20 protein-coding genes and 1 tRNA gene are annotated in these 24,421 nt (G+C 65.3%); 16 read left to right on the top strand and 5 right to left on the bottom strand.

The window, feature by feature from the left end; translation table 11 throughout:
* Positions 1-2 precede the first annotated feature (2 nt).
* The 7 genes from rplT to J2W22_RS02330 all read left to right on the top strand — a co-directional run bounded on the left by rplT (position 3) and on the right by J2W22_RS02330 (position 8,027).
* Positions 3-368: a 50S ribosomal protein L20 gene (rplT, locus tag J2W22_RS02360; protein ID WP_307116663.1), complete on the top strand. Its 366-nt coding sequence runs from the start codon at positions 3-5 to the stop codon at positions 366-368.
* A gap of 98 nt (positions 369-466) precedes the next feature.
* Positions 467-2,176 (top strand): Hsp70 family protein, encoded by a 1,710-nt coding sequence (locus J2W22_RS02355; protein WP_307116662.1) that lies wholly within the window; start codon positions 467-469, stop codon positions 2,174-2,176.
* The gene (locus tag J2W22_RS02350) at positions 2,173-3,162 is read left to right on the top strand and encodes a hypothetical protein (protein ID WP_307116661.1); all 990 of its coding nucleotides are present in this window, start codon (positions 2,173-2,175) and stop codon (positions 3,160-3,162) included. Before J2W22_RS02355 ends, J2W22_RS02350 begins: the two co-directional genes overlap by 4 nt.
* Before the next feature lie 54 nt (positions 3,163-3,216).
* Positions 3,217-4,317 (top strand): phenylalanine--tRNA ligase subunit alpha, encoded by a 1,101-nt coding sequence (pheS, locus tag J2W22_RS02345; protein ID WP_307116660.1) that lies wholly within the window; start codon positions 3,217-3,219, stop codon positions 4,315-4,317.
* Positions 4,314-6,725: a phenylalanine--tRNA ligase subunit beta gene (gene pheT / locus J2W22_RS02340; protein ID WP_307116659.1), complete on the top strand. Its 2,412-nt coding sequence runs from the start codon at positions 4,314-4,316 to the stop codon at positions 6,723-6,725. The genes pheS and pheT overlap by 4 nt, the downstream gene beginning before the upstream one ends.
* Positions 6,726-6,729: 4 nt before the next feature.
* Positions 6,730-7,161 carry a hypothetical protein gene (locus J2W22_RS02335; RefSeq protein ID WP_307116658.1) on the top strand — a complete coding sequence of 144 codons (432 nt, stop codon included), beginning with the start codon at positions 6,730-6,732 and terminating at the stop codon, positions 7,159-7,161.
* 131 nt (positions 7,162-7,292) lie between these two features.
* The gene (locus tag J2W22_RS02330; RefSeq protein WP_307116657.1) at positions 7,293-8,027 is read left to right on the top strand and encodes an SDR family NAD(P)-dependent oxidoreductase; all 735 of its coding nucleotides are present in this window, start codon (positions 7,293-7,295) and stop codon (positions 8,025-8,027) included.
* 70 nt (positions 8,028-8,097) lie between these two features.
* Here the strand turns inward: J2W22_RS02330 and J2W22_RS02325 are convergent, their stop codons facing one another.
* Entirely contained in the window at positions 8,098-8,970 is an 873-nt protein-coding gene (locus J2W22_RS02325) for an NAD(P)-dependent oxidoreductase (protein WP_307116656.1), read from the bottom strand.
* A gap of 105 nt (positions 8,971-9,075) precedes the next feature.
* On the opposite strand from J2W22_RS02325, the gene J2W22_RS02320 reads away from it, so the two are divergent.
* Both J2W22_RS02320 and J2W22_RS02315 read left to right on the top strand, forming a co-directional pair.
* Positions 9,076-9,954, top strand: a complete 879-nt coding sequence (locus J2W22_RS02320; protein ID WP_307116655.1) for an aldose 1-epimerase family protein — start codon at positions 9,076-9,078, stop codon at positions 9,952-9,954.
* Between the two features lie 80 nt (positions 9,955-10,034).
* Entirely contained in the window at positions 10,035-11,603 is a 1,569-nt protein-coding gene (locus tag J2W22_RS02315; RefSeq protein ID WP_307116654.1) for a peptide chain release factor 3, read from the top strand.
* A 154-nt stretch (positions 11,604-11,757) separates the two neighbouring features.
* Here J2W22_RS02315 and J2W22_RS02310 read toward each other — a convergent pair whose 3' ends face one another.
* On the bottom strand, positions 11,758-13,020 hold the full coding sequence (locus J2W22_RS02310) for a spinster family MFS transporter (RefSeq protein WP_307116653.1): 1,263 nt from the start codon (positions 13,018-13,020) through the stop codon (positions 11,758-11,760).
* A gap of 75 nt (positions 13,021-13,095) precedes the next feature.
* On the bottom strand, positions 13,096-15,444 hold the full coding sequence (locus tag J2W22_RS02305) for a TonB-dependent receptor (protein ID WP_307116652.1): 2,349 nt from the start codon (positions 15,442-15,444) through the stop codon (positions 13,096-13,098).
* A 130-nt stretch (positions 15,445-15,574) separates the two neighbouring features.
* Here J2W22_RS02305 and J2W22_RS02300 point away from each other — a divergent pair, with 130 nt between their 5' ends.
* On the top strand, positions 15,575-16,213 hold the full coding sequence (locus J2W22_RS02300) for a TetR/AcrR family transcriptional regulator (RefSeq protein ID WP_307116651.1): 639 nt from the start codon (positions 15,575-15,577) through the stop codon (positions 16,211-16,213).
* Between the two features lie 44 nt (positions 16,214-16,257).
* The gene (locus J2W22_RS02295; protein ID WP_307116650.1) at positions 16,258-16,725 is read left to right on the top strand and encodes a hypothetical protein; all 468 of its coding nucleotides are present in this window, start codon (positions 16,258-16,260) and stop codon (positions 16,723-16,725) included.
* On the opposite strand, the gene J2W22_RS02290 is transcribed toward J2W22_RS02295, so the two are convergent.
* Positions 16,716-17,423, bottom strand: a complete 708-nt coding sequence (locus J2W22_RS02290; protein ID WP_307117972.1) for an NAD-dependent deacylase — start codon at positions 17,421-17,423, stop codon at positions 16,716-16,718. The two genes, J2W22_RS02295 and J2W22_RS02290, sit on opposite strands and share 10 nt — an antisense overlap.
* A gap of 92 nt (positions 17,424-17,515) precedes the next feature.
* Here J2W22_RS02290 and J2W22_RS02285 point away from each other — a divergent pair, with 92 nt between their 5' ends.
* The 4 genes from J2W22_RS02285 to J2W22_RS02270 all read left to right on the top strand — a co-directional run bounded on the left by J2W22_RS02285 (position 17,516) and on the right by J2W22_RS02270 (position 19,483).
* Positions 17,516-17,923: a hypothetical protein gene (locus J2W22_RS02285; protein ID WP_307116649.1), complete on the top strand. Its 408-nt coding sequence runs from the start codon at positions 17,516-17,518 to the stop codon at positions 17,921-17,923.
* Positions 17,924-17,963: 40 nt separating this feature from the next.
* The gene (gene dapB / locus J2W22_RS02280) at positions 17,964-18,692 is read left to right on the top strand and encodes a 4-hydroxy-tetrahydrodipicolinate reductase (RefSeq protein WP_307116648.1); all 729 of its coding nucleotides are present in this window, start codon (positions 17,964-17,966) and stop codon (positions 18,690-18,692) included.
* The gene (nth, locus tag J2W22_RS02275) at positions 18,689-19,354 is read left to right on the top strand and encodes an endonuclease III (protein WP_307116647.1); all 666 of its coding nucleotides are present in this window, start codon (positions 18,689-18,691) and stop codon (positions 19,352-19,354) included. The genes dapB and nth overlap by 4 nt, the downstream gene beginning before the upstream one ends.
* 52 nt (positions 19,355-19,406) lie before the next feature.
* Positions 19,407-19,483: transfer RNA gene (locus tag J2W22_RS02270), tRNA-Arg, on the top strand.
* A 348-nt stretch (positions 19,484-19,831) separates the two neighbouring features.
* On the opposite strand, the gene J2W22_RS02265 is transcribed toward J2W22_RS02270, so the two are convergent.
* The gene (locus J2W22_RS02265) at positions 19,832-24,010 is read right to left on the bottom strand and encodes an RHS repeat domain-containing protein (RefSeq protein ID WP_307116646.1); all 4,179 of its coding nucleotides are present in this window, start codon (positions 24,008-24,010) and stop codon (positions 19,832-19,834) included.
* On the opposite strand from J2W22_RS02265, the gene J2W22_RS02260 reads away from it, so the two are divergent.
* The gene (locus tag J2W22_RS02260; RefSeq protein ID WP_307116645.1) at positions 23,994-24,293 is read left to right on the top strand and encodes a hypothetical protein; all 300 of its coding nucleotides are present in this window, start codon (positions 23,994-23,996) and stop codon (positions 24,291-24,293) included. The two genes, J2W22_RS02265 and J2W22_RS02260, sit on opposite strands and share 17 nt — an antisense overlap.
* Positions 24,294-24,421 lie beyond the last annotated feature (128 nt).

Here is a 24,421-nt window from a genome sequence, read left to right as displayed (position 1 = left end):
AAATGGCACGAGTTAAGCGTGGTACGACCACCAAGGCCAAGCACAAGAACATTCTTGAGCAGGCAAAGGGCTATCGCGGTCGTCGCAAGAACACGATCCGCATCGCCCGTCAGGCCGTCGAAAAGGCCGGCCAGTACGCCTATCGCGACCGCAAGGTTAAGAAGCGGACCTTCCGTGGTCTGTGGATCCAGCGCATCAACGCCGGTGTCCGCGCCGAGGGCCTGACCTATTCGCAGTTCATGCACGGGCTGAAGCTCGCCGGCATCGAGCTGGACCGGAAGGTCCTGGCCGATATCGCCATGAACGAAGGCGAAGCCTTTACCGCCATCATCGCGCAGGCGAAGGCGGCTCTGCCCCAGGCCGCCTGAGGCAGCAGCAACCCGATTGAAGAGGGGCTGCGGATCATCGATCCGCGGCCCCTTTTCTTTTGTTACGGCATCGGCTTAACCCCCTCACAGGGGGAATCATGATTGTCGGTATCGATCTTGGCACGACCAACAGCGCCATCGCCTGTTTTCGCGACGGCGCGCCGCAGCTCATTCCAAACGCGCTGGGCGACCTGCTGACGCCGTCGGCGGTGAGCCTGGGCAAGGACGGGGCGCTGCTTGTCGGGCTGGCGGCCCGCGAGCGCCAGTCGACCCATCCGGAGGCGACTGCCACCGCGTTCAAGCGCCACATGGGCACCCGCAAGCGCTACACGCTGGGCCGGCGCGCCTATTCGGCCGAGGACCTGTCGGCCCTGGTGCTCGCCAGCCTCAAGGCCGATGCAGAGCGCTTCACCGGCGAGAAGGTGACCGGCGCGGTGATCACCGTCCCCGCCTATTTCAACGACCAGCAGCGCAAGGCGACGCGGCGCGCCGGCGAGCTGGCGGGCCTGAAGGTGGAGCGGCTGGTCAACGAACCGACCGCGGCGGCGCTCGCCTATGGCATCCATGAGCGGGGCGACCGCGAGCCCTTCCTGGTCTTCGACCTGGGCGGCGGCACGTTCGACGTGTCGATCGTCGAGGTGTTCGACGGCGTGATCGAGGTGCGGGCATCGGCCGGCGACAATCGGCTGGGCGGCGAGGATTTCAACGATGTGATGGCCAGGATCGCCCGCGCGGCGATCGACCCCGAGGAGAAGCTGGCCGCGCGCGGCAAGGAATCGCTGTTCCACGAGGTGTTGCGTGCCGCTGCGGAGCGTAGCCGCCGCGCGCTGAGCGAGGCGGAGGAGGCTTCGTTCGAGATCGTCTGGGAAGGCCAGGCGTACGGCCACCGGATCTCGGCCGCGGCGTTCGACGAAGCGGTCGAGCCATTGCTCCAGCGGATGCGCGATCCGGTGCTGCGCTCGCTGCGGGACAGCAACATCGCGGTCGGTGGCTTGAGCGACGTGGTGATGGTGGGCGGCGCTACCCGCATGCCGGCGGTGCGCCGTGCGGTCACCCGGATGTTCGGGCGCTTCCCCAACCACAGCCTGCATCCCGACCATGCCGTGGCGCTGGGTGCCGCGGTGCAGGCGGGGCTCAAGGCGCGCGACGCGGCGCTCGACGAGATCCGCCTTACCGACGTCTGCCCCTTCACGCTGGGTATCGATACCGCGATGCGCGATCCCGCCGGCCGGATGGTTTCGGGTGTGTTCGCGCCGATCATCGAGCGCAACACCGTCGTCCCCGCGAGCCGCATGCATCGCTTCCAGACGATGATCGACCAGCAGAAGCAGGTCGAGATCAACATCTTCCAGGGCGAGGCGCGCGACGTTTCGGAGAATGTCCATCTCGGCCAGGTGCAGGTGCCCGTACCTCCGCGGCCGGCGGGCGAAGTCGCCGTCGATGTACGCTTCAGCTACGATGCCAGCGGGCTGCTCGAGGTCGACGTCAACGTGCCGATGAGCGGGCTCGCCCGCCAGGTGGTGATCAGCAGCGGCGACGGCGGGGACTCGCCCGAGGAGATCGAGGCGCGCCGGGCCGCGCTCGCCGAGCTCAAGGTCCATCCGCGCGACGAGGCGGTAAACGCCGCGACCCTGGCGCGCGCCGAGCGCTGCTACGAGAATTTCCTCGGCGATCGCCGGCAGCATATCGGCGAAATGATCCTGGCCTTCGAAGCGGTGCTCGAACGGCAGGAGCCGCATGCGATCGACGACCTGCGACAGCAGGTCGAGGCGGCGCTCGACCTGCTCGAAGGCGAGCGCTTCCTGTGAGCGCCTCTCCCTGGGGGCTGTTGGGGATCGCCCGCACCAGCGACGATGGCGAGATCCGCCGCGCCTATGCGCGCGCGCTCAAGGCGATCGACGTGGACCAGGATCCCGGTGCCTTCATCGCGCTGCGCCAGGCATTCGACGCGGCGCGGATGCACGCGGCCCAAGTCGCGGCGCGCGTGCCGGAACCTGCGCTGGCGGGGGATGGTCCCGAACCGGAGCCGCGCGCGGAATCGTCTGTCCCGGAACCCGAGCCGAAGCCCGAACTCGAAGCGCGCCCCGGCTGGGTGGAGGATGTCGAGGCGATCCAGGCCCTGATCTTCGGCGACCAGACGCGCGAGGCGATCTTTGCGGAAGTAGGGCTGCGCGCCGAACGGCTGCTGAACGGCCCCGAGATGGAGCAGATCGACCACGCGGCGCGAGTCGAGCAATGGGCGGTGCAGGTGATCCTGTCGGGCATCCCCCGCAGCAACGCGCTGCTGTTGCCGGCGCTGCGGCGCTTCGACTGGATTCAGCGCTACCAGAAATGGGACTGTCATCCCGCGATTCGCGCGGTGGTCGGCCGCTATATGGACTGCCAGCTGGTCAATGACCTGAACGACGGCAAGGGCATCTATGCGATGCCCTTCCGTCTCATCCAGCGCGGCACCAAGCCGCGCGGATCGCAGGTGGCACTGGTCGAGCGATTCCTGGCGATGGTGCGGAGCGAATATCCAACCGTGCTCCAGGAATTGCCGCCCCAGTCGCTTGAAGCGTGGGAAGCGCTGATTGCACGGCGCAACAATGCGCTGCCCGCCCGTTTCGGCCAGGCACGGCGCATCTATTGGGCGAAGTTCGTCCGCTTCGCCCGACGCTACAAGCTCGATCTTGTCGGCCAGGTGCTGTTCTTCACGGTGGCGACCCTGCTCGGCCTCGGCCTCGTCGTCGCCACGCACGGCCTGGCGCTGATCTTCCTGGTTCCGGCGCTGGTCAACGCCAACAAGAAGTAGGTGGAATGCGCTCGGCCATTGCGCCGGGCGCGCCCTTTTGCTTTGGGGCTGAGCATGAGCACCGATCTTGACCAGCTTCGCACCGACCTGCTCGGCTCCATCGAGGCAGCCGCAGGGCTAGACGCCGTAGAAGCGCTGCGCGTGCATGCGCTCGGCAAGCAGGGGGCGATCACCGGCCTGCTCAAGACCCTGGGCGGAATGAGCCCCGAGGAGCGCCAGGCGCAGGGGCCGCGCATCCACGGACTGCGCGAGGCGGTGACCGAGGCGCTGGCGGTGCGCAAGACGTCGCTGGAAAAGGCGGCGCTCGATGCGCGGCTCGCCAGCGAGACGATCGACATGACACTGCCGGTCGACAGCGTGCCCGCGGGCTCGGTGCATCCGGTCAGCCAGGTGATGGACGAACTGGCGGAGATCTTCGCCGATCTCGGCTTCGCGGTCGCCACCGGTCCCGAGATCGAGGACGACTGGCATAATTTCACCGCGCTCAACATCCCCGAGACGCATCCGGCGCGGGCGATGCACGACACCTTCTATTTCCCGCGCGAGGCGGACGGCAGCCAGAAATATCTGCTGCGCACCCACACCTCGCCGGTGCAGATCCGCACCATGGTGGCGAACAAGCCGCCGATCCGGATCATCGCGCCGGGCCGCGTCTATCGCTCGGACAGCGATGCGACGCACACGCCGATGTTCCACCAGATCGAGGGGCTGGTGATCGACAAGGGGATCACGCTCGGCCACCTGAAGTGGACGCTCGAGACTTTCCTCAAGGCCTTCTTCGAGCGCGACGACATCGTGCTGCGGCTGCGCCCGAGCTATTTCCCGTTCACCGAGCCGAGCGCCGAAGTCGATGTCGGCTTCACCTGGCAGAACGGCAAGCGCGTGATCGGCGGCGATCCGCGCAAGTCGGATAATGGCGGCTGGATGGAAGTGCTCGGCTCCGGGATGGTCCACCGCAAGGTGATCGAGAGCTGCGGCCTCGATCCGAACGAATGGCAGGGCTTCGCCTTCGGCACCGGCGTCGACCGGCTGGCGATGCTCAAATATGGGATGGACGACTTGCGCGCCTTCTTCGACGGCGATCTGCGCTGGCTCAAGCATTATGGCTTCTCGGCGCTCGATGTGCCCACGCTGAGCGGGGGAGTGGGCGCATGAAGTTCACCCTGAGCTGGCTCAAGGAGCATCTCGATACCAGTGCCTCGCTGACCGACATCGAGGAGGCGCTGACCCGCGTCGGCCTCGAAGTGGAAGGCGTGGAGAACCCGGGCGAGAAGCTGAACGGCTTCCGCGTCGCCAAGGTGCTGACCGCCGAGCGACATCCCCAGGCCGACAAGCTGCAGGTGCTGACCGTCGATACCGGCGAGCAGGTCCTCCAGGTCGTCTGCGGCGCGCCCAATGCGCGCGCGGGCCTGGTCGGGGTGCTCGGTACCCCGGGCGCGGTGGTGCCGGCGAACGGCATGGCGCTGAAGGTCGCCGCGGTGCGCGGCGTCGAATCGAACGGCATGATGTGCTCGACGCGCGAGCTCGAGCTCGGCGACGATCATGACGGGATCATCGAGCTGCCGGCGGATGCGCCGGTCGGCACGGCGTTCGCCGATTATGCCGATCTCAACGATCCGGTGTTCGACATCTCGATCACCCCGAACCGCCAGGACTGCATGGGCGTGCGCGGCATCGCGCGCGATCTGGCGGCAGCCGGCCTCGGTACGCTCAAGCCGCTCGACGCCGAGCCGGTGCAGGGCGAGGGCGCGGGTCCGGAAGTGAAGATCGAAGCGCCCGAGGGCTGCCCGGCTTATTATGGCCAGACGGTCAGCGGCGTCACCAACGGCGCGTCGCCCGAGTGGATGCAGCGCCGGTTGAAGGCGATCGGGCAGCGGCCGATCTCGGCGCTGGTCGACATCACCAACTATGTGATGATCGACCTCGGCCGTCCGCTCCACGTCTATGACAAGGCCAAGCTCTCGGGCGCGCTGACCGTGCGCAAGGCGAAGGCCGGCGAGCAGGTGCTGGCGCTCAACGAGAAGACCTACACGCTCGACGAAACGATCACCGTGATCGCCGACCAAAACGGCGTGCACGATATCGGCGGCATCATGGGCGGCGAGGACACCGGCGTGTCCGACACCACCACCGATGTCGTGATCGAATGCGCCTATTTCGATCCCGAGCATATCGCCCGGGCCGGCCAGAAGCTGATGCTGACCAGCGATGCCCGCTCGCGCTTCGAGCGCGGCGTCGATCCGCAGTTCCTCGAGGACGGCATCGCGATCGCGACGCGGCTGGTGATCGAGCTGTGCGGCGGCAAGGCGAGCGAAGTGACGCGCGCCGGCACGCTGCCCAAGGTGGGCGTGACCACCGGCTATGATCCCAAGCTGGCCGAGACGCTGGGCGGCCTCGCCGTGCCCGCGGCGCGTCAGGTCGAGATCCTCGAGAGCCTGGGCTTCACCGTCCAGCCGCTCGACGGCAATGGCGATCCGGTCGAGCTGGCCGATGGTTTCGACGCGCTGCGCGTCACTGCGCCGAGCTGGCGCCGCGATGTCGACGGCCCGGCTGACCTGGTCGAGGAAGTGATCCGCATCGAAGGAATCGACAATGTCCCCTCGACGCCGCTGTCGCGCGTGCCGGGCGTGGCCAGGCCGACCGCGACGTCCGAGCAGAAGATTGAGCGCAAGCTGCGCCGCAACGCTGCTGCGCGCGGGCTCAACGAGGCGGTGACCTGGAGCTTCGTCTCCGAGGCCGAGGCGGCGCCGTTCGGCGGTGGTGCCTGGACGCTTGCCAATCCGATCAGCGAGGACATGAAGGTCATGCGCCCGTCGCTGTTGCCGGGCCTGCTCGGTGCTGCCGAGCGCAACCTCAAGCGCGGCGCGACTTCGGTCCGCCTGTTCGAGCTTGGTCGCCGCTATCTGGCGGACGGTGAGCGCGTGACGCTCGGCGTGCTGCTGGCGGGCGCGAAGACCCCGCGCGGCTGGCAGGGCGGCAAGGCCCAGGCCTTCACAGCGTTCGACGCCAAGGCCGAGGCGCTGGCGCTGCTCGAGGCTGCCGGCGCGCCGGTGGCGAACCTGCAGGTGATGGGTGAGGCGGGCGACGTCTGGCATCCGGGCCAGTCGGCGACGCTGCGCCTGGGGCCGAAGACCGTGCTCGCGGCGTTCGGCATGGTCCATCCGAGCGTGCTCAAGGCGTTCGACCTCGACGGCGATGTCGCCGCGGTCGAGCTCTATCTCGATGCGTTGCCCGGCAAGCGCGGCGGCACCGGCTTCATGCGCACGGCATACACGCCGCCGGCGCTGCAGGCGGTGACGCGCGACTTCGCCTTCCTGGTGCCGGTGGCGCTGGCGGCGGGCGACCTGGTCCGCACCGTCAAGGGCGCGGACAAGGCGGTGATCGTCGATGCGCGGCTGTTCGACGTCTTCACCGGCACCGGCGTGCCGGAGGGGCAGAAGAGCCTCGCTATCGAAGTCACGCTCCAGCCGGGCGAGAAGAGCTTCACCGACGAGGAGCTGAAGGCAGTCGCCGACAAGGTGGTCGCCGCGGCGGCCAAGCTGGGCGCGGTGCTGCGGGGATAAAGGGATGATCGATCGGTTCCTCGACGGGTTCAACGCCCTGCACGAGTATCCGGGCGACATCTCGACTCCGATCCAGATCCCGGGCGATCTCGATCCGTTCGAGCGGCATGAGCGCTTCACGCTGTACATCGATGCCGAGCTTCGCATGTCGGGGCTCGGCAGCGCCGGCGGCGGCTGGCAGGTCCGCGAATATGACGAGGCGGACGACGAGGATGACGGCCGCGTCGTCTATTCGATGATCGATGCCGATGTGACTGAACTGGAGATGGGCCTCGCGTTGATTCGCGAACAGCTCGCCGAGTTGGGCTGCCCGCCGGGTACCTTGGTTCAATATGATTCGCGTGAGGATCGCTGGGACGGCGAGCGCTGGCATCGGGGCGAGGCGCGGTCGGTCGACGAGGAAGACGCAGAGCCGTGGCGCGGCGACAAGGGATAGCTTTATTTCGTCACCCTGGCCTTGTGCCGGGGTCCACTGCGCGGCAAGGGCTCCGCCATCGCCGTGAGGCTGTCGCCTGCGGCACAGTGGATCCCGGAACACGTCCGGGATGACGGACTTGGAGGATCGGCATGCCCACCGCACTCATCACCGGCGCAACTGCAGGGATCGGCGAGGCCTGCGTCCATGCCTTTGCCGATGCCGGGTGGAACGTCGTCGCCACCGGGCGGCGCGCCGAGCGGCTGGCGACGCTGGAGCGCGACACTGTCCGTACCCTCGCCTTCGACATCCGCGACGAGGCGGCGCGTGACGCGGCGCTCGATTCGCTGCCCGAGGACTTCCGCGAGATCGACCTGCTGGTGAACAATGCCGGGCTCGCGCTCGGGCTGGAGCCGGCGCAGGAGGCGTCGCTCTCCAACTGGAAGACGATGATAGACACCAACGTGACGTCGCTCGTCTCGATCACCCACAAGCTGCTGCCGATGCTGGTCGCGCGCAAGGGCGCGATCATCAACCTGTCGTCGGTGGCGGCGAAATATCCCTATCCGGGCGGCAACGTCTATGCGGCGACCAAGGCGTTCGTCCGCCAGCTCAGCCTCGACCTGCGCGCCGACCTGCACGGCACCGGGGTGCGCGTCACTTCGATCGAGCCCGGCATGGTCGAGACCGAGTTCACCCTGGTGCGCACCGGCAGCCAGGAAGTCTCCGACAAGCTCTATGGCGGCGTGAACCCGATGACCGCCGAGGACATCGCCGAGACGATCCTGTGGGTGGCGACCCTGCCGCCGCACCTGAACATCAACAGCCTCGAGCTGATGCCGGTCAACCAGAGCTGGCAGGCCTTTGCGGTGCACCGCGAGGGGTGAATTGCTAGGCCGAATTGGCCTTCAAACTCCCCTCCCGTGCAGGGAGGGGAGTTGGAAGCGGGGCGAGACCTTAGAGCCCCGCGTCCGCCCGCACCGCCAGCGCGAGGCCGGACCAGTCGAGATCCTCGCCTTCGCGCGCCATCGCGCTGAGCAGATGGTCGCGGATCACGCCGAGCAGCGGCATCGGCACGCGGCTGTCATTGGCCAAGGCCGAGACCAGGTTCATGTCCTTGAGGCCGAGCGGCGCGGTGAAGCCCGCCGGGCGGAAGCGCTGCTCGGCGAGGATCTCGCCATAGACGCGGTGGCTGCGGCCGCCGAACAAGGTCTCGGTCATCACTTCGACGAAAGTGGCCGGGGCGACGCCGTTCTTCTCGCCCAGCGCCATCGCCTCGGCGAAGCTCTCGACCGCGGCGAGGATCATGAAATTGCCCGAGAGCTTGACGATGTTCGCCTGCTCCGGGCGGTCGCCGACCGGGAAGACGCGCTGGCCGATCGCCTCGAACAGCGGCTGGCAGGCGGCGATGAGGTCGGCATCGCCCGCCGCCACGATGTTGAGCGCGCCTGCCGCGGCGACATCGGGCCGGCCGAACACCGGCGCGGAGAGGAAGCGCATGCCTGCCTCGCGATGCGCCGCATCGAGCCGGGTGACCAAAGTGGGGGCGATGGTGCTCATCGAGACGTGGATCGCCGGGGACTTCGCCGTCAGGATGCCCTTCTCGCCAAAGGTCACCGCTTCCACCGCCGCGTCGTTGGCGAGCATGGTCACGACCACATCGCCCCGCGCGGCCTCGGCGGGGCTGGCGGCACGGACGGCGCCTTCGGCGACCAGCGCGTCGGCCTTGGCGGGATCGCGGTTCCATACGGTCAGCCGGTGCCCCGCCTTGGCGATGTTGCGGGCAATGCCGATGCCCATATGGCCGAGACCGATGACGCCGATTTCCATGAAGCTGCTCCGTTGGACCCGCGCGACCGATCGCCGCGCCGCAGATTGTTGCCGACGCTGGCGCCGTGCTAGCGGCAGATAGGGTGGCAGGACCGGAGGGCAAGCGTGGCTGACAATTGGATTCGCATTGCGTCGGACGAACTGGGCGCGGCGATCAATCCCTTCGGGGCCGAGCTGTCGTCGCTCACCGATGCCGAGGGGCGCGAGCTGATGACCGACGCCGATCCGGCCTTCTGGACGGGACGTGCGCCTTTGCTCTTCCCGATCGTCGGGCGGCTGATGGACGATGCGTATCGGCTGGACGGCAAGACCTATGCGCTGCCCCAGCACGGCTTTGCGCGGAAGCAGGACTTCGTGCTGGTCGAGCAGTCGGCGGACCGGGTGGTGCTGCGGCTGGTCGACAATGACGCGACGCGCGCGGTCTATCCCTTCGCTTTTACGCTCGATGCGGCCTTCTCGCTCAGCGACGCGACGCTTTCGATGGACATCAAAGTCACCAACACTGGCGATGCCGACATGCCGGCGAGCTTCGGCTTCCACCCCGCCTTTGCCTGGCCGCTGCCCTATGGCGCGGCGAAGGAGGAGCACCAGATCGTCTTCGCGGACCAGGAGCCGGGCGAGCTGGCGGCGATCGTCAAGGGCGGCTGGATGGATGCGGAAGGCTGGGAGAGCCCGGTCGATGGCCGGGTGCTCGAGCTGTATGACGAGCTGTTCGAACGCGATGCGCTGGTGTGGAATCCGGTGCGCAGCCAGTCGCTTCGCTATGGTGCGCTGGGCGGACCGCAGCTGGTCTGCGACTTTCCCGACACGCCGGCGCTGGGGCTGTGGATGAAGCCGGGTGCCAGCTATCTGTGCATCGAGCCCTGGCACGGGATCGCGGACCCCTATGGGTTCGAGGGCGAGATCTGGGACAAGCCGCTGATGCAGCGCTTTGCACCGGGCGAAGCGAAGACCTTCACGATGCGAGTGACGCTGGCCGATTGAGGCGCGTCTTTGGTTGACGCATCGCGGACGCGAAAACCGGTTCCCACTTTTCGCTGCGATGCTCTAAAGGGCGCGCCACCATGCCAGTTTCAGACCGCCGTACCTTCGCCATCATCTCGCACCCCGACGCGGGCAAGACCACGCTGACCGAAAAGCTGCTGCTGTTCGGCGGCGCGATCCATCTTGCCGGCGAAGTGAAGGCGCGCGGGCAGGCGCGGCGCGCGCGCTCGGACTGGATGAAGATCGAGCAGCAGCGCGGCATCTCGGTGACCAGCTCGGTGATGACCTTCGAGCGGGGCGGCGTGACCTTCAACCTGCTCGATACGCCGGGCCACGAGGACTTCTCGGAAGATACCTATCGCACGCTCACGGCGGTCGATTCGGCGGTGATGGTGATCGACGTCGCCAAGGGCATCGAGAGCCAGACGCGCAAGCTGTTCGAGGTCTGCCGGCTGCGCAACGTGCCGATCATCACCTTCGTCAACAAGGTCGATCGCGAAGGCCGGCACGTGTTCGAGACGCTCGACGAGATCGCCGATCTGCTCGCGCTCGACGTGTGCCCGATGACCTGGCCGGTGGGCATGGGCGGCACCTTCGAGGGCATCTTCGACCTCGCCACCAACCGCCTGCTGCTGCCCGAGGGCGACAGCCGCGAATTCCATGGCAAGGTGGTGCAGACCAGCGGCATCGACGATCCGCAACTGGATGAAATCATCTCGGCAGAGAATCTCGCCAAGCTGCGCGAGGATGTCGAGCTGGCCCAGGCCGGCTATCCGGCGTTCGACGGCGAGGCCTATCGCCACGGCGACCTCACTCCGGTCTATTTCGGATCGGCGCTCAAGGAGTTCGGCGTCGATTCGCTGATCGAGGCGATCGCGACGCATGCGCCGCCGCCGCATGCGCTGCCCGCCGAGCCGGCGCCGGTTTCGCCCGATGCCGGGCAGGTCACCGGCTTCGTGTTCAAGGTCCAGGCGAACATGGATCCCAACCACCGCGACCGCATCGCGTTCATGCGGCTGGTCTCGGGCACCTTCAAGCGTGGCATGAAGCTGACCCCGACCGGGCATGGCAAGCCGATCGCGATCCACTCGCCGATCCTGTTCTTCGCCCGCGAGCGCGAGCTGGCCGACGAGGCCTTCCCCGGCGACATCATCGGCATTCCGAACCACGGCGTGCTGCGTGTCGGCGATACGCTGAGCGAGAAGGCCGATGTGCGCTTCACCGGCTTGCCCAACTTCGCGCCCGAGATCCTGCGCCGCGTCGCGCTCAAGGATCCGACCAAGACCAAGCAGCTGCGCAAGGCGCTGGACGACATGGCCGAGGAAGGCGTGACCCAGGTCTTCTATCCGGAGATCGGATCGAACTGGATCATCGGCGTGGTCGGCCAGCTGCAGCTCGACGTGCTGCTCAGCCGGCTCGATGCCGAGTACAAGGTTGCGGCGGGGCTGGAAGTGGCGCCGTTCGAGACGGCGCGCTGGATCACGGCGGAGGATCCCAAGGACCTGGCCGAGTTCATGTCGCTCAACCGCGGCGCGATGGCCAAGGACCGTGACGGGAACCCGGTGTTCATGGCCAAGTCGAACTGGGAGGTCGGCTATGTCGCCGATCGCTATTCGAAGGTGAAGTTCGCGGCGACGCGGGAGCGTTGAGGCTCTTTGCTTTCTGGCGGGGGTGGCCGGGCGGTCCCATCCCCGCCCGGCCGTCCCGTAAAGGCATCCCCTCGGAACGCATTTGCATGATCGTGCAAATTCGGAATCTGCGCGATTCAGGAAAGCGCCGAGTCGGAAAACTACCTAGGGTGGCTCAGTCGACCCAGCCCTTGCGCACGTGCCGGGCGGCGAGCAGCGCAAGAATGCCGGCAATTACATAGAAGCCCAGGCAGAATACCGCGCCGTAGCGCAGCGCGTCGGCGCCGTAGCTGGTCTTCAGTTCCTCGGACAGGAAGCCCATCAGCAGCGGGCCGAGCCCCATGCCGATCAGGTTGTTGATCAGCAGGAAGCTGCCCGATGCGGTGGCGCGCATGTGCTGCGGTACCATGTGCTGCACGGCGGTGGTCACCGGGCCGAGCCACAGGATGTTGAGCCCGTTGGGGATGATCAGCAGCGGCCAGGCGATCCACGGATTGGGCGTCAGGAAGCCGATCGCGAACAGGGGCGCAGTGACCAGCCATGCGATGGCGGGCAGCCAGGCGTACCAGGCGCGGTCGCCCTTGCCGAGCCGGTCGGCGAACCAGCCGCCGGCGAACACGCCGGCGGTGCCGCCGATCAGCAGCAGCGAGGCCATGAACTGGCCGGTGGTCACCAGGTCGAAGCCGAAATTGCCCATCAGCACCAGCGGGGTCCACAGCGCCAGGCCATAGCCGCACAGCGAGCTGCACGAGGCGCCGAAGGCGAGCAGCCAGAAGCCGGGCTTGCGCGCGAGGATGCCGAACACCGCGCTGACCGGCGTGGTCTCGCCCTTGGCGACGGCGGGGCGCGGCACGTCGCGGACCACCCAGCGGAATACCGGCGCGATCAGGATGCCGATCACGCCCATGGTGATGAACGCCGCACGCCAGTCGACCAGAGCCGCGATATAGGCGCCGAGCAACGTGCCGAGCGCCAGGCCGATCGGGATGCCGAGTGAATAGATGGCGAGGGCGCGGGCGCGGCGCTCCGGCGGGAAATAGTCGCTGATCACCGCATAGGACGGTGCGACGCCGCCCGCCTCGCCGACGCCGACGCCGAGGCGGAACAGGAAGAGCTGCCAATAGCCGGTCGCCAGGCCGCACAGCCCGGTGAACAGGCTCCACACCGCCAGCGCGCCGGCGATCACGCCCGAGCGGCTGGTCCGGTCGGCGAGATAGGCAAGCGGCACGCCCAGCACCGAATAGAGCACCGCGAAGGCCAGCCCGCCGATTGCGCCGAACTCGGTCTTGGTGAGCTGCAGATCTTCCATGATCGGCTTGGCGAGGATGCCGAGGATCTGCCGGTCGAGGAAGTTGAAGGTGTAGACGAGCAGCAGCATCGCCAGCACGAGACCAGGATAGCCGGGGCGGCTGGCGGGGGATGCGGCGGAAGCGTTCATTACCATACCTCGGCATCAAAAGAGCCGGACGTCAAGGGACGTCCGACTCCGGAATTTAGGTGCAGTGCAGCGTACTCAGAATTTGAGGCTGAACGACCCGAAGATCTGGCGCGGATTGCCGTAAAAGGCGGTGGCGACGCCTTCCTTGCCCAGGGTCGGCGTGTAGCCGCCGGCAGGCGTGAGGATCGGCGTGCCGTCGATCCGGCTGTTGATATACTGATAGCCGGCGGTCTTGTAGCGCACATCGGTCAGATTCTTGCCGTGGATGCCGATCGAGTAGCGCCCGTCGCCAAAGGTGTAGACCAGGTGCGCGTCGAGCAGGGTATAGCCCGGCTGGTCGAGGAACGGGCTGGCCGTCTCGAACTGGTGGGTCAGGCCGCGATAGGAGACGGTGGTGGTGGCGTTGAGATCGCCGCCGGCGACCGGCAGCGAGGCGCCGAGCGTGCCGGCCAGCGTCCAGTCCGGCGTGTTCTGGAACACGCGCACCGCCGAGACGTCCACGCCGGTCGGCCCGATGAAGCGCTTGTACTTGGCGTCGATGTAACCGACCGCGCCGTTGAAGAAGAAGCTCGAGCCCGGGCCGGCAAAGCCGCGCGCCAGCACCGCGTTGGTCTCGAGCTCGACGCCCTTGATGTCGGCCTTGGCGGCGTTGGTGGTGATGCCGCAGAAGCTCTGGACGTTGTTGATCAGGCAGCCGACCGAGCCGGGAATCTGGACGTTCGAATAGTCCGAATAGAAGCCGGCGAGCGACCAGTTCAGGCGGCGGTCGAACGCCGCGCCCTTCCAGCCGATTTCATAGCTCTTCACCGTCTCCGGATCGAAGGAGAGATAATTGTAGATGTCCTGATAGGTGCGGCCGGCGGCGGGGTTGCTGATCGGCGCCGAGGTGCCCGAGCCGCGCGGATCGAAGCCGCCGCCCTTGAAGCCTTCCGAATAGGAGGCATAGACCATGTGGTCGGCGCTCGGCTTGAAGCTGAGCGTGGCGCGCGGGGTGAAGCGCTTGAAATTGGCGGTGCCGCGGAAATCGGTGGAAGGCGCGCCGACCGGGATCGGGGTGCCGCCGAAATCCGGGGTCAGGCCGAGATAGCTGGCCTTGAAGACATAGGACTTGCGCTGATCCCAGGTGTAGCGGCCGCCGAGCGTGAGGCTCAGTGCCGGCGTGATGTCATAGGTGAAGTCGCCATAGATCGAGTGGGTCTCGGTGCGCACATCGCCTGCGGTATAGGCGTTGAAGCCGGCGAGCGTGGTCGACAGCAGCACGCCGAAGCCGGTCGTCGCCTTGGCGCCCAGATAATAATAGCCGAGGATGCCGTTGAGCTTGCTGCCATGGACCAGCGCCTGGAATTCCTGGCTGGTCTGGTTGTTCTTGTAGTAGGCCGGCACGTCGACATCGACCGAGGGCGTCGAATCGAAGTCGATCGGGGTGTAGGACGTGTCCTCGCGATAGGCGCTGATGCTGCGCAGCGTGATATGCTCGCTGACATCGGCGTTGATCGTCATCGAGATGCCGCCCGCCTCGACATTGTTCTTCGGGCTGTTGAGCCCGGCATTGGTGTCGAAGACGTTGGACAGCACCGGCGATCCGGTCAGCAGGCCAGGGAACAGGCGGTGGCCGTTGCGGGCGTTCGACTTGTCATGGGTGTAGTCGCCGGTGATCCGCACCGACATCTTCTCGTCGGGCGTCTCGAACTCGAGCGTGGCGCGGCCGGCCCAGACATTCTTGTTGTAGTTCTCGATGCCGAGATTCTTGTTCTCGCCAAAGCCGTCGCGGGTCAGCCTGGCGCCCGAGATGCCGAACTTGAGCATCGAGCCGATCGGAGTGGAGGCGCTGACGATCACGTCCGCCTGGTTGTACGAGCCGTAATTGCCGCGGACCGACAGGGTCGGGCGATCCTCGAGCTTCTTGGTGACGTACTTCACCGCGCCGCCGATCGTGTTGCGGCCATAGAGCGTGCCCTGCGGCCCGCGCAGCACTTCGATCCGCTCGACGTCATAGATATCGAGCACCGCCGCCTGGGGACGGTTGAGATAGACGTCGTCGAGATAGATGCCGATGCCCGCTTCGAAGCCGGGAACCGGATCCTGCTGACCGACGCCGCGGATGAAGGCGGCGAGCGTCGAGTTGGTGCCGCGCGCGTCCTTGAGCGTGGTGTTGGGCGAGGCGATCTGCAGGTCGGTCAGGTCGACGGCGCCGGCCTGGTTGAGCTGGGCCGAGGTGAGCGCGGTCACCGCGGTCGGCACGTCGAGCAGCTTCTCTTCGCGACGGCGGGCCGTGACGACGATCTCGCCGCTGTCGGCAAGCGCGCTGTCCTGCGCTTCCGGAGCGGCGGAGGCAGCATCCTGCGCCATGGCAGGGGCGGCGGTGATTGCAGCAAGGGCAGCGCCCGCGAACAGAATCGAACGCGCGCAATTCAGGCGTGACATGCAGTTATCCCCTCTCCTCGAACCCGTCGTTGATCGCGGGTTGCACCTTGTTGCCCGAGCCTATACTGAAACCTGAACCAAGTTTCAACTTGGATCGACAGGGGGAGATGCAATGGTTAGGGTCCGTGGCATGAACGCCACAGCATCGGACCTGCAGGGCAGCGAAGCCGCGAGCGCGGGCAAGGAGCCGCGCACCGCGCGCGGGCGGCGCACGCTGCGCCTGATCCTCGATGCTGCGGCCGAGGAATTCGGCGCCAAGGGGTTCCACGAAGGCTCGATCAGCGGGATCACCCGCCGGGCGGGCGTCGCGCTGGGCAGCTTCTACACCTATTTCGATTCGAAGGACGACGTGTTCCGCGCGCTGGTCCGCGACATGAGCGAGCAGGTGCGCGAGCATGTCGCGCCGGCGATCAAGGGCGCGACCGGCGGCCAGATCGCGGCGGAGCAGGCGGCCTTGCTCGCCTTCATCCGCTTCGCGCGGGAGCACAAGGAGATCTACCGGATCATCGACGAGGCCGAGTTCGTCGATCCCGAAAGCTTCCGCATGCATTATGCGACCACCGCCGAGCGCATTGCCAAGCGCCTCCAGGCAGCGGCCGAGCGGGGCGAAGTGCGCGAGGATGTGAACGAAATCCATGCCTGGGCGATCATGGGGATGAACGTGTTCCTGGGCCTGCGCTACAGCGTCTGGCAGGAGGACGTGGATCCCGAAGCGATCGCCGACACGGTCGCGAAGCTGCTCGCGCGCGGAATTGGCACGGATAGGTAAGACCCGCCATTGCGATGCGGGGCATGGTACCGCATCTTGGGGCCATGGATTTCAGCGACTGGCATGTGGCGCGGGCAAGGGCGCTGTTCACGGTGCTGGCCGAGCGCCACGGCCTGCGCATGCGCGGCGCCGATGCCGGGCCGGACTATCTCGAGCTCGAACTGCCGGTCCAATACGGTCTTCGCATCGCGCTGAAGCTGGTCTGGTCGCGCGACCTGCTGCTGATCCGCAGCGAGTTGTTCACCGCCGAATTCCATCTCGATGCCGATCCCGATGCGGAGGCCAGGTTCGTCGACACGCTGGACGGGCTGGTGCGCGGCGAGGTCCGCCTGCACCTGTTCTACTGGCCCAGGGCGAAGCGGCCCTACAAGACCTTGCTCCAGGTGCCGGCAGGCGAGCAGTGGCGGACCATCTATACCTGGTTCCGCTGGCTGCCCTGGTCGCCGGTGGCGCGCGAGGAAGTGTTCGTGAACAGCCGCGCGCCGCATCTCCATGTCGTCGGTCACGCCTGAGCGGCGAGCATCTCCTCCACCCATAGGGGAACCAGGGTGCCGGCCGGGCCGAGCCGGGTCTCGCCGAACCAGCTGCTCCCGGCGCTGGGATCGAGGTTGAGCTCAAGCGTCTGCGCGCCGTGATAGCGGGCAGTCTGGACGAAGCCGGCGGCCGGGTAGACTGCGCCCGAGGTGCCGATCGAGACGAACAGGTCGGCATCGGCCAGCGCCTGCTCGATCACTTCCATGTGATAGGGCATCTCGCCGAAGAACACGATGTCGGGGCGCAGCGCCGGGCTGCCGCAATCGGGGCATTCGCTATCGGGCGGCAGCGACCCTTCCCATTCCCCATTGTCGCCGCAGGCCGCGCAGAGCGCGGATTTCAGTTCGCCGTGCATGTGGAGCATACGGTTCGCGCCCGCGCGTTCGTGCAGATCGTCGACATTCTGGGTGACGATCAGCAGTCCGCCGTGCCATTCGGCGTCGAGCCGGGCGAGCGCACCATGCGCGGCATTGGGCACGACTTCGTCCAGCTTCGCCCGGCGCGCGTCATAGAAGCGGTGGACCAGCTCTGGATCGCGGGCGAGTGCCTCCGGCGTGCAGACATCCTCGACCCGATGCCCCTCCCATAGCCCGCCCGGCCCCCGGAAGGTGGCGATGCCGCTCTCCGCCGAAAGCCCGGCGCCGGTGAGGATGACGATGTTGTGGAGGGTGCGCATGGCGGCAGGATAGGCATGAACCACGCCCGCCGCCACCGCGCGCAACGCTGACGCGCTGTCTCGAAGCACGATCGCGGCGCCGGAGTGTATTCGTGTCGTTTCCGGGCATTTGCCACGCCGGTGCCGCAAATCACCGGTTCACTCGGACCGTGCTCACCGCCTTCCTCCTCGCCGCGCTCGCCCCGCAGGACCGGGCGCCGATCTTTCCCAGTCCCGACGAGGCGGGCGACGCCGCGATGGTGCCGAAGCGGCCCTGCCGGCCAGGTGGGGACACGATCACCGTTTGCGGCAATCCGAACGGTATGCGCCTGCCCGCGCTCGACGAGGCGCGCTGGGCCGAGAAGCCGCTGCGTCCCGACTTCCGCTTGCCCGGCGGCGGCAAGGGCAGTGTGGTGGCGGTGCAGCGCGAATTGCCCGGCGCCAAGGGCGTGGGACTGATGGCCACCGCCACCATCGCGCTGGGCAAGAAGCCGAAGAAGCAGGACGAGGACGCGAAATAACCCTATTGCGCGCTCCCGCCGCTGTGCCAGAGGAGCGTGCATGACCAGCATCGGCATCTATGGCAGCCTCGGCCGAATGGGGCAGGCGATCGCGGCGGTGGCGCCCGAGATGAGCGCACGCATTGCCGGCGGCGCCGACGCCCAGGACGATCCCGGCGCTATTGCAGCCGAAGCGGACGTGCTGATCGACTTCTCCGCCGCCCAGGCGCTCGAGGTGCACCTCGCCGCCGCGCGCGCCGCCGGCAAGCCGATCGTGGTGGGCACGACCGGGCTCTCGCCCCAGCATCACGCGCTGATCGATGCGGCGGCGCAGGAGATCGCGGTGCTCCAGACCGGCAACACCTCGCTCGGCATCGGGCTGCTCCAGCGGCTGGTGCGCGAGGCGGCACAGCAGCTGGGTGCCGACTGGGACATCGAGATCGTCGAGATGCACCACCGCCACAAGGCCGACGCGCCCTCGGGCACCGCGCTGATGCTCGGCAATGCCGCCGCCACCGGCATGGGCACGACGCTTGCCGAGGCCGAGGTGACCGACCGCGCCGGCACGGTGGGGCCCCGCGCCACCGGTACCATCGGGCTTGCCAGCCTGCGCGGCGGATCGGTGGTGGGCGACCACAGCGTCGTCTTCGCGACCAATGGCGAGCGGATCGAGCTCACCCACCGCGCCGACGACCGGGCGATCTTCGCGCGCGGCGCGGTGCGCGCGGCGCTGTGGCTCGCGGACAAGCCGGCGGGCCGCTACACGATGGACCAGGTGCTGGGCGGGTGAAGCGCGAAGACGTCTTCGAGTTCTTCTCGCGCCTTGCCGCGGACAATCCCCATCCCGAGACCGAGCTCGAATCGGTCAACGACTATACCTTGCTCGTCGCGGTGGTGCTCTCGGCCCAGGCGACCGATGCCGGGGTGAACAAGGCAACGCGTGCGCTGTTCCGCGAGGTCGACACGCCGGCCAAGATGGTCGCGCTGGGCGAGGAGGGGCTCAAGCAGCACATCAAGACGATCGGGCTGTTCAACACCAAGGCGAAGAACGTGATCGCGCTGTCCGAGGCGCTGATCCGCGATCACGGCGGTGCAGTGCCCAATGACCGCGAGGCGCTGGAGCAACTGCCGGGCGTGGGGCGCAAGACTGCGAACGTGGTGATGAACGTTGCGTTCGGGGCGGAGACCTTCGCGGTCGACACGCACATCTTCCGCGTCGGCAACCGCACCAAGCTGGCGCCGGGCAAGACGGTGCTGGCGGTGGAGAAGAAGCTGGAGAAGGTGGTGCCCCAGCCCTTCCGGCTGCACGCGCATCACTGGCTGATCCTGCACGGCCGCTACACCTGCAAGGCGCGCACGCCGGAATGCTGGCGCTGCGTGGTCGAGGATCTGTGTCCCTACAAGCCCAAGACCCCCGCGCCGAAAAAGCCGAAGACGGATTCCGCGCACTGAGGGGGCTGGCGCCGCCGCAAATGCTTTGCTAGGCGCCCTGTTCTGGCTCCAGGCACCCGTAGCTCAGCTGGATAGAGCGCTGCCCTCCGAAGGCAGAGGCCACAGGTTCGAATCCTGTCGGGTGCGCCAGCTTTCTGCCTTAGCGCGATGCCAGCATGGCCGTACGGAGAACGCCGTCGGCGCTCACGATTCGGCCGGTCTATGTTCGAGTTGACCATCGCATGCGGCAGACCTGAAATCATGCCACAGTCAATGGCTCCAACGATTTCTGGTGAGATAGCGCCCGAGTTTCTGCGACCTGCAAGATCGCGAAATCTCCCTAGTTGGCAAATTTCTTCCAAGCCCATACTGAGCCTAATATAACAATCGCCAAAGCAATCCAGCCAAGCAGGATGCTAATCCTGTAAAGATTAGCTGATAGTGCTATTGCAAACATTATACAAATTAAGAGATGGATTCTCTTAAGTTCTGTCATCGCTATGCTCCTGGGCACTTAGGGCTAATGCCATTGGCTTCCTGAGCGGCGCCGCTCATGGTATCAATTATTTTTGCCCCCGCTGCATCTGTAACGGCGTGCCCAGTGCCTGTGATCTGGCCAAGAATAGCTGACGCTGCATCAAAGCCATATCCCCTGTAATCTCCCGTCTCAACGGCAATAACCGTCGAGCCGGCGATATCAAGCACGCCACCAACGGCAAAAGATATACCTGAGAGGATGCCCAGCTCGGGCGCAAAGGCTTGCCCGCCAGGTATAATCACAGCTGCGCCGGCTACGATTGCGATGTTCGTGCCATAGGAGTTTGCTGTCTTCGCCCAATCCTTCAATCCTTGCCCGAAGGCCACTGCGGACTCCAGGCAACGATATCCATCCTGGGGTTTCGGCAATTTTACACCCGCGGAGCCCGACCCACCCAGGGCTGACGAGACGAGCCCGAAATTACCGCTAGGAATGCCGAACGTCAGGCTCCCACTGATTCCGCCGTAGCTGTGAGTGCCGCCTCCATTTGAGAAAGATTCTTCGTCATAGCCCCCATGGTCTTGACATGAATCGTCTCGCGTATCGCTGGCCTTCACTTCGGTGCCGTCTTTGCATCTGGCGTCCAATCCGGTTGGATCTGTGAGATTTACCGGATCCCCTCCCACATAGTTGTACAAATTCATCCCATCGCCGTACCCGATTGGGTCGGTCTGCATGAAACGGCCCAGCGTGGGGGAGTAGAAACGAGCCTTGTAATAATACATTCCGAGCTCAGGTAGCCACGCTTGCCCGGTATATTGGAAGCGGCCGATATTGCCTGCAGCAGGAATGCCGTACTCGTCATAGCTGTTCACGCCGATGACGCTGCCCGAGGCATTGGTAACTGCAACGATGGAGCCACGTTCATCCGCGTGAAGCCAACGCCGGTCGGCAGTCCCGGACCCCTCGTACCACACTACCGGCTCGTCGGTGCGGGGCCCCCAGACATAGCGCCGCAGGATCGTGCCGCTGGTGGAATTATACTCTGCCGTCATCTGGCTGCCCGACCAAGCGAAACGCGTATCTCCGGCAGGGCCGGTGTAATATTGGAGCAGCTGTCCGCCGGCCGGTTCATAAACCATCGTGACGCCCGGCGCGGACGACATGCGGTTCTCCGAAGTATAGTCGTAGCTGGAGCCGCCAGAGCTCGTCAGGTTTCCGCGGCCGTCATAGCCCAGCGGCGTCACCCCGGCAGCCGTCACCTGATTCAGGCCGTTGATCGCATAGGGGCGATCGACATTGTAATGCCCGCCCCAGGCATAAGCATCGTTGGAGCGCGTCAGCGATGCGATCTGATTGGCCGGATTATAGGTGAATCCGTTGGTGAAGTCATAGCCGCTTCCGGCCAGATCCTGAGTCAGCGACCCAAGGCGTGAGAGCGCGTCATAACCATAGCTGGTGGTGGTGCCATTGCCGCGCGTTACGCCGGTGCGTCGGCCCAGGTCATCATAGGTGTAGCTCGCCAGTACGCCCGTGCCCGAGGTCGCGCCATTCTCCCGGATAGCGGTTACTTCGCCCGTGACGCTGTAGTCATAGTCGACATGGGAGCCATCGCTCCAGGTGAGCCGCGTCTGCCGTCCGGCGAGATCATAAGCGTGAAGCGTGCCGGCATTGTAGTTCTGCTCGTCGACCACCCGCCCAAGGGCGTCATAGATGAAGGCGTTGACTGCATAGCCATTGCCGGTCGCATTTTTCAGCCGTCCGAGCAGATCGTAGCTATAGGCCACATCCCAATCGAGATATGCGTTGTTCGGCGTCGTCTTGCTGGCAATTCGGCCAAGGTCATCATAACCATAAGTGATGGTTTGCCCGTCGCGCAGGCGGCGGCTCGTCACGTTGCCTGCGGGGTCGTAGCCGAGTTGCTCATAGTCGGTGGCCGAACTGGTTGCGGCGCCTGCGGCGTTGACCGGAAAGCGGGTCACGGACAGGCGATCGAACCCGTCATACTCGTAGCTGGTCTTGTTGCCTTCGCCGTCGGTTGCCGTCGCGATCTTACCGTTGTTCGTATAGGTGCTCGTCGCCTCGTCCGATTGATCGGCAGTCCCATAGGCGGTCTGCACCTTGGTGAGCTGGTTGGCGGTGTCATAGCTGTTGCGGGTGATCCTGTCGGGTCCGGCTGTGCCGGCAGTCCCGGGCGTGCACGCAGACGCCGGCAGCGAGCCCCATGTGGCAGCGTTCATCCGTAATGCGGTGCACTCCGGCCGACCGCCGGCATCGTACCCGTATTGCGTTACCTGATAGACGGCCCCGCCCGCGCTCGCGGTCCGCTTTGTCGTGCGGTCGCCAATATCGTAGTCGATTGCGAGCTGCTGCTGGCTTGCAAACCCAGTCCAGTCCGCGTCGCTCTGGCTATTTACGTTGCCCTGCTCGGCAAGGGTCACCCGGCCTCGGCCATCGCGGACCAATCTCTCCGCGCGTGGTTTCCGCGGCCCCGCTCCGTCCGGATCCGGCGATACCACGCCGACCAGTTCGCGATCGGCATTGTAGCGATACACTATGGTGTCCGCGGTTCCGGCAAGCGGCCCGTCCACGCTTGTGGCATTGCCTATCGCGTCATACGCGATGGTGGTGGTTGCCGCCAGGGAGCCATCGCCCGCACCAATCGCGATCGAGGTCGGAAGGCCATTGGCGTTATAGGCGATCGTCTTCTTCAACTCATCGGCCGTGCCCGCGCACGATGCGGCCGTCTGGCACGCAGAAATGCTGCTAACCATCTGCACGCCGCCAGCTGCCGTATACCCATAGGTAGTCGTTGGGCGAATGCCCCCCAAGGCGGCGGCGGGGGCTGCAAGGGTCAGAAGCCGGCCAGTCGTCACATTATAAGTGAGGTCGGTCTGATTGCCCTTTGCATCCTTGGTCCAGTTCGGCCGATTGCATTTGGCGGGGGAGGTGCAAGATGCGTCATATCCCGCGGTAGTCACGATGTCCGCCAACCCGGAATTCGACTTGGCGACTTCCCGGGTCTCGATGACATTGCCGCGCGTGTCATAGCTATACTGCGTGTAATTGCCGTCGGGCGCCGTCACCTTGGTGGCACGCCCCGATGCGTCATAATCCCATTGGGTCAGGCGCTGCAGCGAGTCTTTGCTCGATCGCATCCTTTGCAGTGCAATGTCGAAGACATAGGTCACGGCGTTGCCGAGCGAATTCGTGACGGTAGTGGTCCGGCTATTGCCACTATCGCTGTAGGTGTACGTTGTCGTGCCCGAAGCGTTCGTCACACTGAAGACGCGGTTCGAACCATCATAGGTGACGGTTACGCTCTCGCTGGACTGGCCGGCTCCTTGGATACCTGCCAGATAGATACCACTCTGGGTACGATAGGTGGACTGGCGCCCCATGGGATCGACAATAGTGAGCAGCTGTCCGGTGCTATCGATAGTAGTCGTCATCGTCTGAGACGGCGAGGCGGCAGCTAGCGTATTTGTCTGCTTGGTGCTGGCCACCGAATAAAATTTATAGAAGGCAGCTCCATTGGAACCTGGTGAATCGACCTGATAGGTAAATTCTGTCAGATATCCAGAGGAAGAGGTGGCAGATTTCATTCGATATACATCGACATCTACAAAATCTGGGCCGTCCGGAGTTTGTACGCGCTTGCGGTATTTCTTCAGTTCATATTGGTATGTTATTTTGTATCCGTTCGGACTAGTAGCATCCAGAATATGAGCCCCCAAATTAGGTGGGCCATTGATGGCCAATGTCGCGTCAAATCGAACGACCGTGCCGTCAGCTGCTGTAAAGGAATATATGTTCCCATTCTTCGTCAGCACAGTCCCGTCTGCTGCGGTCGGGGCATATGAAGGACCATTTATGAATTCATATGACCTGCCGAGCCAGAGCACTACTGCACGCGTGCCATAGATCGTTATTCGTGATGCGACGTTATCGGACCAGCCAATATTGCCCTTGAACATGAGATAGAAGGATGCGCTATTCTCGCCGGATCCCATTTGCAGCTTGTTGGTTTCGGCGTTCATCGTTCCTAGAAACAAGTCGACGCCGTTGGCGTCGATCGACTCACGTGGAGGCGGTGGCGCGACAGTTTGTCCCTTGGCCGCCATGCCCATGACGCCGGTGGACAAGACCGTCGAAATCAAAAGCACCGAACGAAACTTCTGCATGTCAAAGCAGGCCATCAATACCTCCAAGAGATACTTATTTGATATTTCGGTGGAAATGCTGCTGTATTATACGGTGCCCGGGCGAGGTGGCGCGGACATCAAAGCGCCCGGCGCTGAGTGTGCGCTGCCGACTATCGCCGGACCAATCTCTATCTCGAAAGGGGAACGAAATCGGATGCCTTGGGCGGTCTGGAGAGGCATCGATCTGCGATATCGAGGAAACTTCGCCGCGACTTACGGCGCGGAGTTCAGCGACCCCGTCACCTTGGCGTTCTTCCGATTATTGGCCTTGTCGTAAGCGTATTCGGATTTGACACTGTTGTTCACAGTGCCCGAGCGCTCTACCTTCACCAGGCGACCCTTCGCATCGTAAGAATAGGTCACAGTTTCTGTGGCCAAGGCATACGAAGCGGACAGAATGCCCAG

The organism is Sphingomonas kyeonggiensis (genome assembly GCF_030812785.1).
Classification (GTDB): Bacteria; Pseudomonadota; Alphaproteobacteria; order Sphingomonadales; family Sphingomonadaceae; genus Sphingomonas; species Sphingomonas kyeonggiensis_B.
Note: the sequence above shows the minus strand (reverse complement) of the source record. Positions and strands in the feature narration are given on the sequence as shown.

Excerpts from the sequence above, each read along its gene's own strand:
- rplT (WP_307116663.1), top strand. The coding sequence starts at position 3 with ATGGCACGAGTTAAGCGTGGTACGACCACCAAGGCCAAGCACAAGAAC.
- J2W22_RS02355 (WP_307116662.1), top strand. The coding sequence starts at position 467 with ATGATTGTCGGTATCGATCTTGGCACGACCAACAGCGCCATCGCCTGT.
- pheS (WP_307116660.1), top strand. The coding sequence starts at position 3,217 with ATGAGCACCGATCTTGACCAGCTTCGCACCGACCTGCTCGGCTCCATC.
- pheT (WP_307116659.1), top strand. The coding sequence starts at position 4,314 with ATGAAGTTCACCCTGAGCTGGCTCAAGGAGCATCTCGATACCAGTGCC.
- J2W22_RS02335 (WP_307116658.1), top strand. The coding sequence starts at position 6,730 with ATGATCGATCGGTTCCTCGACGGGTTCAACGCCCTGCACGAGTATCCG.
- J2W22_RS02330 (WP_307116657.1), top strand. The coding sequence starts at position 7,293 with ATGCCCACCGCACTCATCACCGGCGCAACTGCAGGGATCGGCGAGGCC.
- J2W22_RS02325 (WP_307116656.1), bottom strand. The coding sequence starts at position 8,970 with ATGGAAATCGGCGTCATCGGTCTCGGCCATATGGGCATCGGCATTGCC.
- J2W22_RS02315 (WP_307116654.1), top strand. The coding sequence starts at position 10,035 with ATGCCAGTTTCAGACCGCCGTACCTTCGCCATCATCTCGCACCCCGAC.
- J2W22_RS02310 (WP_307116653.1), bottom strand. The coding sequence starts at position 13,020 with ATGAACGCTTCCGCCGCATCCCCCGCCAGCCGCCCCGGCTATCCTGGT.
- J2W22_RS02305 (WP_307116652.1), bottom strand. The coding sequence starts at position 15,444 with ATGTCACGCCTGAATTGCGCGCGTTCGATTCTGTTCGCGGGCGCTGCC.
- J2W22_RS02300 (WP_307116651.1), top strand. The coding sequence starts at position 15,575 with ATGAACGCCACAGCATCGGACCTGCAGGGCAGCGAAGCCGCGAGCGCG.
- J2W22_RS02295 (WP_307116650.1), top strand. The coding sequence starts at position 16,258 with ATGGATTTCAGCGACTGGCATGTGGCGCGGGCAAGGGCGCTGTTCACG.
- J2W22_RS02290 (WP_307117972.1), bottom strand. The coding sequence starts at position 17,423 with ATGCGCACCCTCCACAACATCGTCATCCTCACCGGCGCCGGGCTTTCG.
- dapB (WP_307116648.1), top strand. The coding sequence starts at position 17,964 with ATGACCAGCATCGGCATCTATGGCAGCCTCGGCCGAATGGGGCAGGCG.
- J2W22_RS02260 (WP_307116645.1), top strand. The coding sequence starts at position 23,994 with ATGTCAAAGCAGGCCATCAATACCTCCAAGAGATACTTATTTGATATT.
- J2W22_RS02265 (WP_307116646.1), bottom strand. The coding sequence starts at position 24,010 with ATGGCCTGCTTTGACATGCAGAAGTTTCGTTCGGTGCTTTTGATTTCG.